The following is an 18,229-nucleotide window of genomic DNA, read 5'->3' as shown; positions in this document are numbered from 1 at the left end:
ATACTATGAAAGACTTACTTTGACCATTACGCCTCTTCGCTCTTCTCCTTATCCTCCAGAGACAATAAAAGAACCGAGGCCGTGTGCCGCCCTACTGCGGCATGCATCGAGCGTCTAACGCCCGGAATCCAGACGATATTGCCCAGACCATCACAAACAAGGGGAATCGCAGAGCGTTCGGAAGAAGGTATTTTATCATCAATGTAAATATCTTTTACCTTTTTGCTTCCGTTTAATCCCATAACCCTTATGGTATCTCCAGGCAAACGGGAACGGATGGTGAGTGGCAGGACCAGCTCGCTGCTGTCAAACCACGCCAACATTTCCCCAAAGTCCTCCCCCAGTACAGAAAAATTTTCTCTCTCCAGCACCGACATCGTCAATACTTTTCCTATCTCCTTAATTTCAATACGGGGATGAGGCAAAGACAGCCGATATGTATAGCTTAATTGCTGCTTCGGAGGCTTGGACAAGAACACAATAGTATCATATTGCCGCATACAGGTCAGTCCGCTACCCAAATTCAAACTCCATACCGTGGGATGCTCCTGCAGCGTTCCCCGGCGTACTGCTTCAATCTTGGAAAAATCCAAGCTCGATGAATCCGCCGACAGATAATTTAATATTAGTTTAATCAAACGCCGTTGTAAAGCGGAGGGTACGGCCGTAAATGAGGTCCTCTTCAGAGAGCATTTTCCAGAATCGACCAGAACGAGCTCATCAAAACATTTTGCCGCTGCCGCTTCCATAAACTCATCTTCCGCCTGAACAATTTCAGACAATTGAAGTAGTGACTGCTTCACTCTAGGATTGTACTCTTCAAGCGTTGGAATTAGTTCCAGCCTTACCGCATTGCGTCTATACTCCGTCTTTAAATTACTGGCATCCTCCGCATAGGAAAACCCCTCCTGCTGGCACAATTCGACAAGAGCTGTTTTGTTAATACGCAGGAAGGGCCGGATCAGTTCCACCTTTTTTTCGGTGCGTTTCCACCGCATCCCCCCAAGGCCTGAAGGACCGCTTCCCCGAAGCATACGCATCAGCACAGTTTCGGCCTGATCGTCTGCATGGTGAGCCAACGCAACCGAACGGGCTCCATAGCGGTGCGCCGTATCGATGAGAAACTGATAGCGTTTCTGCCGTGCTGCTCCCTCCGGTCCAAGACCGCTCTCCTTGACGAGAGAGGGAATATCAAACTCTGCCATTTCAAAGGGAAGCCCGAGCTCACGAGCCATGGCACGGACAGATTCCGCTTCTTCTGCCGATTCTGCTCGAAAGCCATGATTCACATGCGCACAGATTAAGGTTAGCGGTATCCGGTTCAAGGCGATTTCATACAGAATATGCAAAAGAGCCACAGAGTCCGGCCCTCCGGAAACTGCGACTACAATGGTGTCATGGGGCGACCATAGCTGATGCTCGGCTGCAGACTCCAATACGGATTCCACCAGTTCTTTCATTTGCTCCATACGGCTCCCTTTCTCACCCGGTAACGGGCCGGAACTGGCATGAGATGCCAAGACCTCCCGATATTATGTATAATTTCAAAATCGAAATACGTAGTAAATCGTAAATACCAGCAAAAATAAGGATAGCGCGAATGCACTTTTTAACCAGCCGGGTGTCGCCATTGATTCTTTCCCCGGTTTTCTTGAATTGTAAATATGGGTCCTCCAGGCTTCTGTTGCCGCCTCCGTTCCCGGGAACCCGCCTTTAAGTGCCAGACACAGCCAAGCAGAGAGCTTCTTATCGGGCAAAGTTCTGGCCAGCTTCAGCAGCTCGTCGGCACTTCTAGTCTGCGGCAGCTGGGAGGCAGCTGTCTTCAACCCTTCTTCATCCAGCAAACGCAGACACAGCACAGCAAAGGCAAACAGATCATAATTCTCATCCCCCATACGGCTGCCCGCATTCCAGTACCCGCGGTCATGCCATTCGGTAAATTGCTTCACGCTGCGGCCCAGCGGGCTGGCACCGCCGTAATCAATCAGCTCTGCCTCTCCGTAATTGGACACCATTACGTTCTCTGGCTTCAAATCTCCAAACACAAAGCCGCACTCGTGCAGATTCCGTAGCTTCTCCAGCAGCTTGAGGCCAACCAGACCTAGCCAGGAGGCTCCGTTCTTGGCTAAAAAATGGTGCAGCGGCCGGCCCTCCACATAACGCATAACATAAAAAGGTACGCTGTCGGCGTCTTTAAAATCATCTGATTCGAGTAAATAGGAAGACAAGGGAGATTCACGGTGTGCACGATGCTCTTTTCGCTTCCTGCTGGATTGCAGGCTGGTCAGAACATTGATCTCGGATTGCAGCTCAAGGGTATCGTTACCGATCTTGAGGGCATAGTGCTCCCGTCTGCCTTCCCGCTGCACCAGATATACGGTTCCGTTCGCTCCTCTTCCCAGCATCCGCTCAACGACATAACGGTTCCCCCGCCATTTGCCGCTGATTACCGTGCCGGCAGGATAGGGCGGATTAGACGACATACCCACCAATCATCCCTTCTTTTTCATCGTAGCCGTCATCTGTCGGACGTTCACGGTGTCCATCCAGTGTATCATAACGGTAATGCTCAAGCACCTTGAATATGGCCGGTCCGGTAGGCGTGGCCCCACGCATCTTAAGCTTGGAGAACAAGGAGCGGACCTCCGACACATTATGTGTCCAGTCCATATCCAGCACGGCATCCTCACTGCTGGAGCGTCCCGGAAAATGGAAGACGGCTATTTCGCTCTTACCCTCCCGGGCCTCCAGGCTAAGCGCCAGATCACGGATCGCATCTTCTACAGCACCCAGCTTAGGCTTCATGCTCGCACTGGCATCGATCAAAAGCGCAATACGCAGTGGTGAGGTTTCGGTCAATTCATCGACAACTGTAACCACCTGCGAGCGCTGCAGCGGAGGCAGCTCTTCCAGTGAGCCTTCTCCGAGTATTTTTTTTACCTCTTTATTAACCGCCTGTTGAATCGTCTGAACCACCGTCTTGCGGGTCATCATCTGAATCGTCTGTGCCAGCTGCGGCGTTCCTACGATCCGGCTGATACCGCCGCCGGCCTTGGCAATATCCGCAATCTCTTGGCTGCCAAGCTCCCCGATGGTGCCATAATCGACTACACCGACCACATTAACGGTGATGCCTTCCTGACGCGCATGCGCCGCAGCCATCACCGGACTCTCCCCTACGTTCGAACAACCGTCAGTAATAAGCAGGATTTGCTTCATGACCGATCACTCCCTTCCTCGTATATGTTTCTAGCATATCCAAGGTAGAGAGATTTCAAACGCCGCTTAGCGGAGAAAAATGAATTAAATCATGCGTGAAAATGCGTCACTGCAAGGAAGTTTTGGGCTTCCGGTCGCTGTTGTCTTCTGATTTCTTGTTTGGAAACCGCCCTTTGCGGTTGAAATCAGAAGACAAAGGCGAAGGCGAAGGCGAACGCTAGCGCTTCTCCAGCTCCAAAATTCCTCTCCAATCCGTATCTGAGCCAGCGGTTATAGCTGCAAAAAACAGTATCAGTTAAATGATAGATTAGCTTACGGTGCGCGGGCGCTCCATCCGGCCAATACCGGGCAAATGCAGGCTGGACCATTCCGGATGGAAGTGATCCAAGCGGCTGACTACGATCGTCATATCATCATGGATTTCATTACCTTGATACCGGATAACCTTTTCCAGCAGATCATCGGCCAGCACCTGGGGGTCATCACCCTCAAGCTCCTGGATTAAGCGTTTCATCCATATTTCTTTATTAACGGCATATCCGGGCGCATCATAAATACCATCGGTCATCATTATTAAAATATCCCCTGGACGCAGCTGCATACTGACGAGGTCAACCTCAATATCCTTGATGATTCCAATCGGCAGATTGCTGGCTGTAACAGGAATGACCTCACTTCCCCGCCGTATGAAGCTGGGGGCTGACGCGATTTTCATAAACGTAGTCTGTGCTGAATACTGGTCAATCAGCGCCATATCCACAGTCGCATAGAATTCGTCCGGAGAACGCAGGAGCAGAATAGAATTAACGGATTTGACCGCGAGTTTCTCGTCCATCCCCGACTGCAGCAGCTTTTCCAGCATCCCGAGCGCGGCGCTGCTCTCCATGCGGGCCCGCTCCCCGTTGCCCATACCATCACTGATGGAGACAGCAAAGGTTCCATTGCCCAGCTCTACAGTGCTAAAGCTGTCTCCCGATAGCATATCACCGCCTTTGGCTGCTCCTGCAACACCTGTATTTACCTCATAGGCTTTGGCCGATCCAAAGGTCACCATCGACAATCCCTCCCGGGGATGAACCGCCGTTTCATTTACGACTGCAATATTTTCCTCCAGAATGTCAGTGAGCAGCGGAGCAATCATCTTCCGGCATTCATCAAAGCCGCGGGTATAGGCATGCACGACTTCGATCTCTACCCGGCCCGGGTCCAGGCTCAGAATCTCAATGCTGTGGATGGACAAGCCGAGCTTCTCCAGTGCTTCACGAATCTGTCCTTCCTGACGGTACATGGCCTGCCCTTCACGTTTGATCTCTTTGGCCAGATCCTCCATCACCTGGGACACGCCTGACAGCTGCTCGGCAACAAATTGGCGGCTATCGTATATTTGTCTTTTCCAGCGCATATCATGCTGGTATAGATCATATTGACCTTTCATCACTTCTAATACCTCAGCAGTTTTGCCGCAGATCCGGCTCCATTCCGGCGGAAGCTGGGCAGCCGTAATGCCGGGGCACTCCTCTACCGTTGTCATCATATCGGTCATATAGCGGTAGGTTTGATAGAACTTGGTATCCCAGCAATGGGAGCGGCGGATGCAGCCCGAGCAGGCCCCTTCGGTCACGGTATTCATGAAATCCTCCATTTCACGATCCGATTTACCGGCTTCCCCGGCACGGGGAATCTGACCAAAGCTGCTCGATAATTGGCGGAATACCTGGGAGAACTGGGTTACCCGATCGGCTGTAATATCCCTTACCCTTCTCGCATATTCATGTTGGGAACGGCTATGGTCTGGCGTGCCCGGTACATACTTGGCAATGGCAGAAATCATTCCTTTAGGTGTAAGAAGAAACAACACTACCGCTGCGCAGGTCTCCCAGGTAGAGGCCATCACATCACCCGGACCCAGGAAGTAGACGGACAGAATGGTTGAGCCGAGCAGCATCCCGATAGAGACCGCACCTTTGCGCCCGGATTGCATCATGCCTGCCAGCATCCCTGAGAAGGCAAGGAGACTCATCTGATAAATCGCCCCAATATCCGCCAGACTGAGGATCAGTCCGGTAACCACACCGACGGCTGCACCAAGCGGGGCACCTCCAGCCAAGGCAAACAGCAGAATCAGAAAGCGGGATAGGATATGCTCAAGCGATAATCCGCCTACACTCCAGCCCACAAGGCCGGTCATCACTGAGGCCAGCAGTATAATCAGGCAGAGTACTTCCTCATTACGCAGCGCCCTGCTTTTTTGCTTATACGTAAAGATCGGAAGCGCCTGCAAGAATACCAGAGTAAGCACGAATCCGAGCAGAGCATTCAGTGTTGCCATCATCAGCGAATACCAGGTAATCGAGGGCCCAATGACGATTTGGAACAAACCCACCATAAACGAAGAGACGAAGACCATCAGCGGCGCATAGGAAAGCTCCACTTTTTGAAAGCTCTCCAAGCCTTTATAAATCAAGAGAAAGATAATTAGCTCTGCGGCTACTATTATGGCACCAGGGAATGGAGTAAAGAGGCTTCCAAGGATAATTGCGCCAGCTACAGGCAAGATGGAGTCTTTGCGCATAAATACAATAACGGCAAAGTAAGCTGCAGCAAAAGGGGACAGCTCGTCCAGTATCATCGCGCGGCCGAGCAGAAAACCCATAAGACTCAGAAGCAGCATCCACTTTTTCACTATGAAAAGCTGGATTACCGGCTGCTTCAGACTCCACGCCTTAGCCCGGTCCCCCCAGCTATCCCTCTGATCTTTGTCATTGCTTCCAGTTCTTGTCCACTCCGGCAAATTCACCACATTGCTTTTACCCATTCCTCTACACCACCCGTTTAAGAATTTATGAGTCTCATTATATAGCGGGGGTCTTTGGAAAGTTTGTCAGAAACGGAGGGCAGCCTGTAAGAAATTTCCGACAAAAAAGCCTGTGCCGACATTCTGTGGAGAAGCCTGCGCATCCCTTGCGGGACAGCCGGTTGGCGGAGATTATGGAAAGCACTTCCACATTTTACATACCTGCGGCTGCAGTCATTCGTCAGCGATTGCTCTGGAGTTATGTGAGAATGGCAAGGATACTGTCGGGAATTTGTTTTCAGCCGACAAAATAGCCCTACCAGGTAGAGCTTGATTTCACAGTGTCTATTCCATTATTTTTAGTAGCGCAAGTCTTCTCATTCCCGGCATACAAAAAAACCGCAAAGGGCAATTATGCCCCCGGCGGTTATTAATGATGTACATGTATGAAACTATACGCGCTTGGCCCCACGGCCTCCACGCTTTCCTTCTGTGTTCTTCTTGATCGAAGATATCCGTTCTTCGCTGTCTTTCAGGAAGCGTGACATTTTATCCTCGAATGAAGGTTTACCGGCTGCAGGCTTGAATGGACGCCCTCCCCGTTCACGATTAAATCCACCGCCGCCTCCACCACTGCCGCCACCGCCGCCGAAACGGTCTCCACCGCTTGGACGTTCAGGTCTTGGAGCTCTGGGGGGACGTACTTCCGATGCCGGCTTATCTACGGCCTGCTTAATGGAAAGTCCGATCTTACCGTCCTTGTCAACGTTAATCACTTTGACGGTCACCACATCAGCAATCTTCAAATGATCATTAACATCTTTGACGTAATTATCGGCGATTTCCGAGATGTGAACGAGACCTGTGACACCTCCTGACAGATCCACAAATGCTCCGAAATGCGTGATGCCTGTCACCTTGCCCTCTAACTTGGTGCCCACTTCAATTGCCATAGAATAAAATGATCCTCCCTTAAAAATATACAGACGAATATAAAGTCCATCCTGTCTGCGGTGATTTGATTATACAGTAAAGAACAAATCAAGGCAACACAGCGAAAGCCCCTTTTGGCCTGCTTTATTTCCCTGATTGCTCTGTACGAATAGGTGTTTCGCCTTTAGGATACATATTGTACCATTTACGCGCCAATTGTCCGACATACTCATCATCATTCAGGCGGGATACTTCATATTTCAGTTGATTAAGGGAAGTGGTCACCGTCTCATTGCTCTCTTGCTTCTTGGCGAGCTGTTCACTCTTTTCTGCAATAGCCGCACTCTGGGCAAAGAAAATAAAACCGGCCCAGCCAAAAAACACTGCAACAACGAGCGTCCATATGAATTTCCTTCTCTTCGTGCCTGCGGCCGAAGCTTTATGGCTATTCCCCTTCTCTTCCGCAGAGAATCTGTTCATGCAGCGTTCCTCCAGTTCAAGTCAGTGTTTCCTTTTGGTGTGTATCCATGCTATGCATCTCGTGACCCAGCCGCTGTGGCGGAGCCGGGAAACATGTGGAGAGATCCACCTTACAGGAAATACCCAAATGGGTTTCGTTAGACGCAGCAGCAGCTTTAGAATAAATAACAGGATACGGCCCAGCAGCTGCAGTATGCCTCTCAAGAGGCGCCACAACAAGCGCAGCGGTACACCTATTAACACTTCTATAACTCTCCATAGCAGTCTGCACGTATACTGAACCGACTGAATTAACATTACCACAAAACGGCGCACCGTAACACTGAAGATTAAAAAATAGATCCATACGCCTAGAAACAGTCCCAAGAAGACATAAAACCTCAATTGTCCCTGATTTCCGGCATAAAGCATGCGAAAGACCAGCAGCGCCGCCCATAACCAATACAAGAGATCGAGAAGCGCATTCAGCCACTTGGGAAAGCTTAATTTCAGCGACAGCACCCGGTAGCTGTCATAGGCCAGTCCCATGGCTGTGCCGGCCAGCATCATATAGAACAGGGTCATCCACTGAACTGTGGGATTCATTTAAACAGCTTGCCGAGTAATCCTTTATTTTTGCCTTGCGCTCCGGGATCCAGATAAATCAGGGATTGCACATTGCCCTCCAGAGACAATATGCCATTCTCCAGACTTAAGTTTTTGATATGTAAATGATTTCCCCGAATGGTGAGATGGCCAAGTTCCGTACGCAGCAGAAACTCTTCGCTGTCGAAGCTTTCCACGTTCTGCACACCGGTAAGCTCCAGCTGTTTGCGGCTGTGCATGTGCAGATCGTGCTGTTTATTGACTTTTACTGGCTCGATCATAGCATGTACCCCTCCTTCTTGATTCTAATCTATGGGGGAAGGAGAGGTTATAGAACAGAAACTGCACAAGTGGAAACGGCTAATTTATTGCGTGAACCTCGAAACTCTTATATTTTCGAAAAAAGCGCATACTCCACAGAATGCAGAGCAGCGCTTTTCTAGAAACTTTACAAATCTGCTTACCAGTCGAGGCCGCTGCTTTTGGCAACAGGCTCTTCACGAAGCAGTGTATACATACCTGCGGCCTCGTCCTTGCGGGTCGTTTCGACCAGCTTTTCCACTTTGACCGTCACAAGTTTTTGACCGAATTGCACAGTGATCTCGTCGCCGATCTTCACTGTACTGCTCGGCTTGGATTCTTTCCCGTTGATCAGCACCCGGCCTTGTTCGGACACATCCTTGGCCACTGTGCGGCGCTTGATCAAGCGGGAGACTTTCAGGAATTTATCAAGACGCATTAGTTGACGGCTTCTTTGAGCTTGTTGCCAGCCTTGAAGGCCGGTACAGTCGATTCTGGAATTTCAATCGGTGTGCCCGTTTGCGGGTTGCGGCCGGAGCGGCCGGAACGTTTGCGGGTTTCAAAGGTACCGAATCCGATCAGCTGCACTTTATCGCCTTGTGCAAGGGCTTCGGTAATTTCGCCCAGTACCCCGTTCAATACAGCTTCTACATCTTTTTTTGCCAATCCGCTTTTTTCGGAAATGTTGTTAACCAAATCTGTCTTGTTCATAATTTGAAGTTCCTCCTAGGATACAAAAAAATAAATGAAACGCGATTGTGCGCCAGGATAAGCCACAAACCGTCATTTCGTCTTTATGATATTCTTGATGCCAACCCGAATTCCTGCCACGAACCGCCAATTTTTTAAAAATATAAGTCTTAATATGCTGAGTGCTATAGAGTATCCTTCTATTTCCCGCCGAAAAATCCCGGGCTTATAGCACTATAACACTATAAACTACTCTTTGCATTTCAAATCAGAGATTTGGGCGCATTCACAGCATTGCCGCTTTATCGGAGGGCTATACCGGCTGTACGGGCAACTCTATAAAATTACAGCTTTCGTTCTTCCTTTTTTGCTTCCTGCCAGAGTGCTTCCATCTGTTCCAGGCTGCTCTCCTGAACGGTAGCTCCCTGGCTGCGCAACTGCTGCTCAATATAATGAAACCGGGAGACAAATTTGCGGTTGGTGCGGGTCAGCGCCTCTTCCGGGTCCGCATCGATAAAGCGGGCGGCATTGGCGGCTGCAAATAACAGATCCCCCAGCTCCAGCATCTGCTCCTCCGCTGAAGCACCGTTCTCGATAGCCTCCTGCAGTTCGTCTGCCTCCTCGCGGACTTTGGCCAGAACGTCATGAACGTTGTCCCAATCGAAGCCTACTCTGGAAGCTTTCTTCTGCAGCTTATAAGCTTTCATCAGTGCCGGAAGATCACGGGGAACTCCACTAAGCGCAGAGTCAGCTTCAGGTTTCAGGCCCTTGCGCCGTTTCTCCTCAGCCTTCATGCCCTCCCAGTTCTTCAGCGCCTCTTCGGCATTGCCCGCTTCGGTATCCCCGAATACATGCGGATGACGGAAAATCAGCTTGTCATTGAGGCCTTCAATCACATCATAGACATTAAAAGTTCCGAGCTCCTCTTCCATCTGGGCATGCAGCATAATCTGGAGCAGCAGGTCACCCAGCTCTTCCTTCATATGATCCGGATCATCCTCGTCAATAGTTTCGAGCACCTCGTAAGTTTCCTCAATCAGATTCTTACGCAGCGACTCATGAGTCTGTTCCCGGTCCCAGGGACAGCCCTCCGGACTGCGCAGAATATCAACGATCTCATGCAGACGGGCAAAGCTGCGCCGTCTTGCTGTCTCTTCACGGTTCGCCGGCACATAGACTAGCGAGAGATTGCCAAAGCCTGTAAGGCGGTCAAGCTCATAGAGCGGTACGCGGTCTATCTGCTCTTCACCTTCCACTCCCAGTGCATGCCCTACAATGATCTCATACTCCGGCGGATACAGCTCCATAAGGCAAAGCTTGGTCTCGGAGGCCGTAAAGCTGTCATACACCTGGCCGATCAGTGTATGCAGCTCGGGCTGAAGCTGGGAGCTGCGGATGCCCGAGGCATCCAAAAGCTGAAAGCCCTCAATCGGATCAAAACCCAGACGCACAAAAGCCTCGTCCAGGAAGCTTTCCCCGCCTAGAATATCCAGCTTGATTCCCGCTTGTGGGCAGCGTTCCCGCAGCAAAGAAACAGCCGACTCGGCAACCATCGGATGTCCCGGAACGGCATAGACCATTTCTGTACCCGACGGCGCCGAACCCGCTTCCTCGATTAATTTCGCCGTAATTGCTTCATATACTTCAGGAAAAGAAGACAACGATTCATACAGGCTGTCAAATGACTGTGTAACAATCCCAAGCTCAGCCAGAGCCGCCATGACCGGATGCTCTGCAGTCCGAACGTAAACGATAGATGCCGCCTTCAGCTTCTTGATAATGCCCAGCGTCAGCCGGTCCGGATTCCCCGAGCCAAGCCCAACCACTGTTAGTGTTGCACTCATGCGATTCTACTCCTTCCAGGCGGCCGCTGCCCTTAATAGCATGTGACCGCTCTATGTAGTGCTGGTAATTCAATCCGTACCGCATTTCAGCAGGACTGCTAGCGTTGATTTATGACCGGCCAGACCCTTTACGGAAAAACCGGAGGGACTAGCCTAATCCAAGCCAGAGTTTCCGGCTTTAGGGAAACAGGCGCAGCTTCTTCAGCTTGTCCGCCAGCCTCGGGCCGAAGCCCGGCAGCTGGCGCAGTTCACTTTCGCTCAGCAGGCGAAGGACTACCGTGCCGATGGCGAAGACAGCGCAGCCTGCGAGCACGCCGAGCAGGCTCTGCGCCAGGGCCGCGGTGCGGCTGCCGCCAAGGCCCGCGGCTTCTGCCGCAGCGCCGGTAGCGTAGCTCACGGCGCTAGCGGCCAGGGCCAGGCCCGCCAGCAGCAGCGCGGGCCGCAGCAGGGCATCTGCCAGGCGCAGCCGCAGATGGCCTTGGCGGTGCAGCAGCAGCACGTTCAGCGCTGCTGCGAACCCATGCGCGGCCACGCTGGCGATGGCCGCGCCGGTAATGCCCTGCTGCGGCACGAGCAGCAGGTTCAGGGCCGCCTTGAGCAGCGCGGCGGCCAGGAGGTGCAGCGCCGGCGCGCGCACGGCGCCAAGGCCCTGCAGCAGCGCGGCCGAGATGATGCTGACCGTACCGCCAGCGGCGGTGAAGGCCAGCCAGGTCATCGTGCTGCTGCCGGAAGCGTCGCCGTACAGTGCCATATTGATCGGCTCCGCAAGCACCGCCAGGCCTGCGGAGGCGGCCAGGCCCAGCAGCCAGAACCAACGCAGCGATAAGCTGACGCGGGTCTGGATTAGCCCCAGGTCGCCCCGGTACTTGGCTTCTGCGAGTGCCGGGATGAAGACCACAGACAGCGAAGTAGCGAGCATCGTGACGATCTGCACCAGCGGCAGGCCGCGGTTGTAGATCCCGAACTGCGCCATCGCAGACGCTTCGCTCCCGCCAGAGGACAGCAGGCGGGGAACAGTGAATACATCTACCAGCCCGATGAGCGGCACGGCCAGTGCCCCCAGCATAACTGGAAGCCCATAGGCCAGCAACTGCAGGATGCGTGTACTCGACTTCGGACTGGCGGGAGCTGCAGTTCTCTGCTCTTGTGTCCATGAAGTCTCAGCCATTACTTCGGATGTGGCAGCAGGCCCCGGCTCCGCTTGACGGCGGCGGTGCCTCCGCAGATACAGCAGCATGATGAGCAGACCGGCTGCACCTCCTCCGGCTGAGCCCAGTAGCGCCCCGGCGGCAATCCCTGACGCATCTGCATGAATCGAAGTCAGATACAGCAGCAGTGCGATCATAACAGCAACGCGCACCGACTGCTCGGCCACCTGGGAGACGGCAGTAGGGACCATATTATGAAGGCCCTGAAAATAGCCCCGCAGCGCAGCCATTAGCGGAACAACGGCCAGCCCCCACGCGCTGGCCCGCAGTGCTGGGGTAATATGCGAATTGCCGACCCATGCCGAGAGGAGTGGCGCACCTGCGTAGACCAGAATTCCAATTACCACCCCGCTCACACCGGTAAGGACAGCAGAGAGCTTCAGTATCCGGCGTCCTTCCTGCTCTTCCCTACCCGCAGAAGCCTCTGCCACGAATTTGGAAACAGCTGACGGCAGGCCCAGCATCGCCACCGTTACCAGCATGGTGTACAGTGGATATACCGTGTTATAAATACCGAATACAGCATCTCCGCCCAGATTTTGCAGCGGGATTTTCTGCAGGGTGCCAATCAGCTTCGATAAGATGGCTGCTGCACTAAGAATGAATGCCCCTTGCAGCAGTTTCGAGCCTTGCGACTTAAGTTTCATACATATACCTGCTTCTACAGCTATAACTGCTATGATGGGATGAATTTCTATATTATAACGCATAGGGACACCCCACGACAAAAACCCCGCCACCCGTTTGGCTTATTTCGCCAAAGGGGAAGCGGGGCCTCCATGCCACAGCAGTTACTGCTCCATTTGTTTACCCAGGAAGGCAGCCGCGGTTTCGGCCATTTTCACTTCCATCTGCGCCATTTTCACCGAGTCATCCTTATTCAGCAGGACGACACAGCCGATGGGGTCTCCACCAGAAATAATGGGTGCAGCCACATACGAAGAGACGGATTCCGGATGATCTTTACCAATGTCATAGCTGCCTGCATTCGTTTCAAGCACAGTCTTCCGGCTCTCCATCACTTTCTCAAGCAACACCCCAACCTGCTTCTCTAGATAATCTTTTTTTGAACCTCCAGCCAAAGCGATAAAAGTGTCCCGGTCGGTGATCATGGTAATATGGCCTGTTCCTTCAAAGAGTGATTCTGCGTATTCCTTGGCAAAATCGCCCAGTTCCCCAATCGGAGAATACTTTTTCAGTATGACTTCACCGTCACGGTCAACGAAGATTTCCAGTGGATCACCTTCACGGATACGCAAAGTACGTCTAATTTCTTTGGGGATAACAACTCGGCCGAGGTCATCAATACGGCGAACAATTCCAGTAGCTTTCATTTCACATGTTGCCCCGCTTTCTTAAGAAGTATGGTCCAACTACTGTTCATTATGGGAATGGATAATCCCAGTGATTTATCGAAATATCTGACCATAGTATTCATCTCTTCCCAGTTCCTTATACATCGATCCCGCATGTATTATATAAACGGAGACAGCCCCCTCACATTATGCGAGGGGGCCGTCTTATTGATATCTGTCGTATATTATTGGGCCGCTTCCGTTGCAGCCGGAGCCTTAGCGCTTGGTGCGGCTGTAGGCTTAGTTCCGCCATTTGCTGCTCCCGCAGCTGCAGAGCTCTTCGGCAAATTAATTTTGACATCGAGTGATTTCAGATCCTTCTCAAGGTACGATTCCAGAGCCTGGGACGCGAGTGACCCCTTGATGGTTCCCTTCTGTTCATCGGTCAGCTTATCAAAAGGGGTTTCTGTTCGGGATTCCACTTCCATCACGTGATAACCGTAAACGGTCTTGACCGGATCGCTGATCTTGTTCAGCGGCAGGGTTTGGGCTGCCTTTCTAAATTCTTCCGGATAGGTAGCCGGGCTCAGTACTGTATCCTTTATTTCACCGCCACTTTCCTTGGACCCGGTATCATCCGAGTATTGTTTGGCTGTCGCAGCAAAGTCCGCCCCGCCATCCAGCTTAGCCTTCACTTCCTTGGCCAGCTTCAGCGCATCTGCATCGGTGCGTTCCTTACCTGCAGCATCCTTAAGACCGATCAACACATGGCGTAGCGTAGCTACCGTGAAGTCGCCTTTGGTTTTTTCAAACTCAGCTTTTACCTGGTCGTCTGTAACTTTCAACAGCATGTCCTGATATACAGTCAGTACACGCAGCATGTAGGAATGAATATCTTTTTCTGTCAGATTCGCTTCCTTCAGCGTACTTTCATAGGTTTCCCCTAAGCCTGTCTTAATGGAGTTTACTTGTTCGTCTGCTTGCTTCTCCGCTTCTTTCTTCGCGGCATCCGTAGCCTTGCCAGACAGATATTCAAATGCAACTTCCTGCTTCAGGATGGATTCCTTGAAGGCATCAATTTCCAGGTACTGCGCCTGCTGTGGCGACAAAAGTTTCATAACACGGGTATCCATTTCAAATTCTTTTTCGGTAATTTTACCGCCTTTGTACGTAGCTACCGCAGCGCTTTTATCTTCAGCCGTATTACTGTTATTATTGCTGCTGCAAGCTGCCAGCATAGAGAAAGAAATGGCCGCCGCAAGTGAAACTAGCAGCACTTTCCAGGATTTTGTTTTATTTGATGACATCATGTAATTCTCCCTTCGATTTTAAAGACTGTTTGGCCGCCGCCAGGAACTGTTCCAGCAAATCAAGCAGTTCCTTGTCCCCCAGATCCTTTGATTTCACACGGATGGTTGACTTGGCGTCCCTATCAAATTGTACACGTCTTTCAAAGTTATTTCCAACCTTAGCGAGCTTTGCCGTGTCAAAAGCGCCGGTGCTGCCTTCATGGAAGTTGAGCGAGACCTCATCGCCCCGCCGGACCATCGATTCCATTCCGTAGAGCTTGCCATATACCTTCAGGCGGGCTACAGATAACAGGTTGACAACAGCCTCAGGCAGCTCACCGAAACGGTCGAGCAGCTCGTCTTCAAGTTCTGCGGCATCTTCAAGGGCAGCCACTGCAGCAACTTTCTTATATATCTCTATTTTTTGAATACTGTCATAGATATACTCGGATGGCAGATAAGCATCAATCGACAAGTCAATCACCGTATTTCCTTGCTTAAGTGAGGTATCCTCTTCACCCAGCACGCTGACTTTGCGTTTGCGGATCTCTTCTGCAAGCATCTGCGAGTAGAGATCAAAACCGACAGACGCAATGAATCCGTGCTGTTCAGCACCAAGCAAATTGCCCGCTCCGCGAATGGAAAGGTCACGCATGGCGATTTTGAAGCCGGAGCCAAGCTCCGTAAATTCCTTAATCGACTGCAGCCGCTTCTCGGCTACCTCAGTAAGCACTTTATCCCGCTGGTACGTGAAATAGGCATAAGCAATCCGGTTGGAGCGGCCTACCCGCCCGCGAAGCTGATACAGCTGGGACAGCCCCATTTTGTCAGCGTCATGTACAATCAGCGTGTTGACGTTCGGAATATCTACCCCTGTCTCGATGATGCTTGTGCTGACCAGCACATCGTATTCCCCATCCAGAAAGTCAAGAATGGTCTTCTCCAGCTCTGACTCTGACATTTGGCCATGACCAATGCCGACCCGGGCTTCCGGAACGAGCATGGAGATTTGCGCAGCCATTTCCTGAATACCCTGAACACGGTTGTACAGATAATAGACCTGACCGCCCCGGGCCAGCTCACGCTCTACAGCCTCACGGGTAAGCGTCTGGCTGTGCTCTACCACGTACGTCTGTACAGGAAAGCGGTTCTCCGGCGGTGTCTCAATGACTGACAAGTCCCGCACACCGAGCATGGACATATGCAGGGTCCGGGGAATAGGTGTCGCCGTAAGAGTTAGTACATCGACATTGGTCTTCAGTTTTTTGAGTTTTTCCTTATGTGTAACCCCGAAACGCTGCTCCTCATCCACGATCAAAAGACCCAGATCCTTAAAGACCATATCCTGCGACAACAGCCGGTGCGTGCCAATAACAACATCTACGGTTCCCTGCCGTACACCCTTGATTGTTTCATTCTGCTCCTTGCGGCTGCGGAACCGGCTGAGCACCTGGATGTTAAGCGGATAATTGGCAAAACGCTCGCGGAAGGTCTCGTAGTGCTGCTGGGCCAGAATCGTCGTTGGTACCAGCACCGCAACCTGCTTGCCTTCAATCGCAGATTTAAACGCGGCACGAATGGCTACCTCCGTCTTGCCATAGCCTACGTCACCGCACAGCAACCGGTCCATCGGACGGTTCTGCTCCATATCCTTCTTGATTTCTTCAATGGCCCGCAGCTGATCGCGTGTCTCTTCATAAGGGAACATCTCTTCGAATTCGTGCTGCTCCTGGGTATCCTTCTCAAAGCCATAGCCCAGGGCACTCTGACGTTCAGCATAGAGCTTAATCAGATCATCGGCAATATCCTGTACCGAAGACCGCACCTTACTTGTAACTCTCGTCCATTCATTACCGCCAAGCTTATAAACCTTCGGCTCCTTATCTTCCGAGCCCACGTACTTCTGAATCAGATCAATTTGTTCAATCGGTACGGAGAGTTTATCTCCTCCGGCATACATAATATGCATATAGTCCCGGTGAATTCCGCTGACCTCCAGCGTCCCGATTCCCATATACTTCCCGATCCCGTGATTTTGATGAACAACATAATCACCAATCTTCAGTTCGGTGTAGCTTTTAATCCGTTCAGCATTATCGATGCCTTTGGATACCTTGCGTGCCTTGCGCTGCTTCTGGGAGAACATTTCTCCTTCGGTAATCACCGCAAGATGAATGGAAGGCAGTTCAAAACCGGAACCCAAATTGCCTTGAAGAATGGTAGGCTCCTCAATGCCATAGTCGTACAGAACCCTGCGGACACGCTCCATCCGTTCTTCACCATTCGCTAGCATAATCACTTTCACGCCGGATTTGTGCCACCGCTCCATCTCCGATTTCAGCACATTCATCTGGCCATGGAAGTCCTGCATTCCGCGGCTGATAAAGCCCAAAATATTCTGCGGCTGAATATGGGGAACCTGGCGCAGGAAAATCGACATGAACAGGCTTTGGAACGGCCGCTGATACATGACGACATCACTCTCCACAGAAAGCTGCAGATCAGGAAGTGTCTTTCCGTTTTGCAGCAGGTGCAGGTTCCATTCCGATTCATCCCGTTCAAGCTGCTTCGCTGTTTCCAGCAATCTCGCTGGTTCATCCAGCACCAGAATCGTATCCTTCGCCATGTAATCGTACAGATGGGTACGCTCTGGATATAAGAGACTAATATATTTATAGATTTCCGGAAAATAAGTGCCTTCGCGGAGCATTTCCAGCTCCCGGCCCATTTCCTCGCGCAGACGCAGCTTCGCCTGGCGGTCAGCCATCTTTTCGAGCTGCCGTTCCAGCATTGCCGCTGCTTCTGTAGAAGCCGTATCCTGACGCAGCTGATCAGCAATAATTTCCTTGGCAGGTGTGATCTTCACGCTGTTCACCTTGTCGATCGAACGCTGGTCCTGCGGATCAAAGGTTCGGATGGAATCGACCTCATCATCAAACAGCTCCACCCGGTAGGCCAGGGGGGAAGTCATCGGATAGAAATCAATAATACCGCCCCGGACACTGAGCTCGCCGCGGTTCTCTACCCGCTCCACCCGTTCATAGCCCATCTCAATCATGGACATCAGGAACTCATCAAGAACAAGCGTCCCATCCTGGGAGATCGTTACCTCTGCGTCTGCCATCACATGTGGCGAAGGAAGCAGGCGGCGTACACCGGAATAGGGAACAACAACAACGCCACGGAAGCCCTGGGCGCATCTCGTTAACACATCAATCCGCTGGGCAAGTGTCTCAGGGCTTGAGACTGCCGCCTCGGCGGCAACCAGCTCATTGGCAGGGTAGAGCAGAACGCGATCGGGAGAAAGCGCTTCCTGCAAATCCTCAGCCATCTTCTGGGCAGAAAACATATTATGAGTAACTACAAGCAGCGGACGTGAAGTCTCTTCATGCAGCGCCGCCAGCATGATTTGTCTGGCCGAACCAGACAAACCCGATATGAGCTGCTCCTTCATGCCTGCAGCTACACCTCGGGTAACGGACTGAAAATCGGGATCTTTGGAAAATGCTTCTATAAGACCTTGTAACAACAGGCGCACCTCTCTTACTAAACAGGCTGGCACTGCCCTGACGGGCAGATGCCACCTATTATA

The 18,229-nt window shown here is 51.7% G+C and carries 15 protein-coding genes; all 15 read right to left on the bottom strand.

What is annotated here, in order from left to right:
• Window positions 1-26: 26 nt before the first annotated feature.
• Window positions 27-1,469, bottom strand: coding sequence for a tRNA lysidine(34) synthetase TilS (gene tilS / locus A3844_RS20700; protein ID WP_074108353.1), 1,443 nt, complete (start codon window positions 1,467-1,469; stop codon window positions 27-29).
• Window positions 1,470-1,544: 75 nt separating this feature from the next.
• On the bottom strand, window positions 1,545-2,483 hold the full coding sequence (locus tag A3844_RS20695; RefSeq protein WP_074086934.1) for a serine/threonine protein kinase: 939 nt from the start codon (window positions 2,481-2,483) through the stop codon (window positions 1,545-1,547).
• On the bottom strand, window positions 2,473-3,219 hold the full coding sequence (locus A3844_RS20690; RefSeq protein WP_074102237.1) for a vWA domain-containing protein: 747 nt from the start codon (window positions 3,217-3,219) through the stop codon (window positions 2,473-2,475). The genes A3844_RS20695 and A3844_RS20690 overlap by 11 nt, the downstream gene beginning before the upstream one ends.
• Window positions 3,220-3,526: 307 nt before the next feature.
• A complete protein-coding gene (gene spoIIE, locus A3844_RS20685; RefSeq protein ID WP_074108344.1) occupies window positions 3,527-6,034 on the bottom strand; it encodes a stage II sporulation protein E in 2,508 nt (835 codons plus the stop codon).
• Between the two features lie 431 nt (window positions 6,035-6,465).
• Window positions 6,466-6,966, bottom strand: coding sequence for a S1 domain-containing RNA-binding protein (locus A3844_RS20680; protein ID WP_036696437.1), 501 nt, complete (start codon window positions 6,964-6,966; stop codon window positions 6,466-6,468).
• Between the two features lie 124 nt (window positions 6,967-7,090).
• Window positions 7,091-7,426, bottom strand: a complete 336-nt coding sequence (locus A3844_RS20675; protein ID WP_074086931.1) for an FtsB family cell division protein — start codon at window positions 7,424-7,426, stop codon at window positions 7,091-7,093.
• Window positions 7,427-7,447: 21 nt separating this feature from the next.
• The gene (gene yabQ, locus A3844_RS20670) at window positions 7,448-8,011 is read right to left on the bottom strand and encodes a spore cortex biosynthesis protein YabQ (RefSeq protein ID WP_074108343.1); all 564 of its coding nucleotides are present in this window, start codon (window positions 8,009-8,011) and stop codon (window positions 7,448-7,450) included.
• Window positions 8,008-8,292, bottom strand: a complete 285-nt coding sequence (yabP, locus tag A3844_RS20665; RefSeq protein ID WP_074086929.1) for a sporulation protein YabP — start codon at window positions 8,290-8,292, stop codon at window positions 8,008-8,010. The genes yabQ and yabP overlap by 4 nt, the downstream gene beginning before the upstream one ends.
• A gap of 179 nt (window positions 8,293-8,471) precedes the next feature.
• Window positions 8,472-8,750, bottom strand: a complete 279-nt coding sequence (locus A3844_RS20660) for an RNA-binding S4 domain-containing protein (protein WP_038584395.1) — start codon at window positions 8,748-8,750, stop codon at window positions 8,472-8,474.
• Window positions 8,750-9,022: an HU family DNA-binding protein gene (locus tag A3844_RS20655; RefSeq protein ID WP_074086928.1), complete on the bottom strand. Its 273-nt coding sequence runs from the start codon at window positions 9,020-9,022 to the stop codon at window positions 8,750-8,752. Before A3844_RS20655 ends, A3844_RS20660 begins: the two co-directional genes overlap by 1 nt.
• Before the next feature lie 323 nt (window positions 9,023-9,345).
• On the bottom strand, window positions 9,346-10,845 hold the full coding sequence (gene yabN, locus A3844_RS20650; protein ID WP_074108342.1) for a bifunctional methyltransferase/pyrophosphohydrolase YabN: 1,500 nt from the start codon (window positions 10,843-10,845) through the stop codon (window positions 9,346-9,348).
• Between the two features lie 178 nt (window positions 10,846-11,023).
• Window positions 11,024-12,700, bottom strand: coding sequence for a putative polysaccharide biosynthesis protein (locus tag A3844_RS20645; RefSeq protein WP_074108341.1), 1,677 nt, complete (start codon window positions 12,698-12,700; stop codon window positions 11,024-11,026).
• Window positions 12,701-12,844: 144 nt separating this feature from the next.
• Window positions 12,845-13,387, bottom strand: a complete 543-nt coding sequence (spoVT, locus tag A3844_RS20640; protein WP_074086925.1) for a stage V sporulation protein T — start codon at window positions 13,385-13,387, stop codon at window positions 12,845-12,847.
• A gap of 206 nt (window positions 13,388-13,593) precedes the next feature.
• Window positions 13,594-14,658, bottom strand: a complete 1,065-nt coding sequence (locus A3844_RS20635) for a peptidylprolyl isomerase (RefSeq protein ID WP_074108340.1) — start codon at window positions 14,656-14,658, stop codon at window positions 13,594-13,596.
• On the bottom strand, window positions 14,642-18,166 hold the full coding sequence (gene mfd / locus A3844_RS20630; RefSeq protein WP_074102231.1) for a transcription-repair coupling factor: 3,525 nt from the start codon (window positions 18,164-18,166) through the stop codon (window positions 14,642-14,644). The genes A3844_RS20635 and mfd overlap by 17 nt, the downstream gene beginning before the upstream one ends.
• Window positions 18,167-18,229 lie beyond the last annotated feature (63 nt).

The sequence above is a fragment of the Paenibacillus helianthi genome (genome assembly GCF_001909055.1).
In the GTDB taxonomy this organism is placed as follows: domain Bacteria; phylum Bacillota; class Bacilli; order Paenibacillales; family Paenibacillaceae; genus Paenibacillus_AQ; species Paenibacillus_AQ helianthi.
This window is presented reverse-complemented; position numbering and strand designations above follow the sequence as displayed.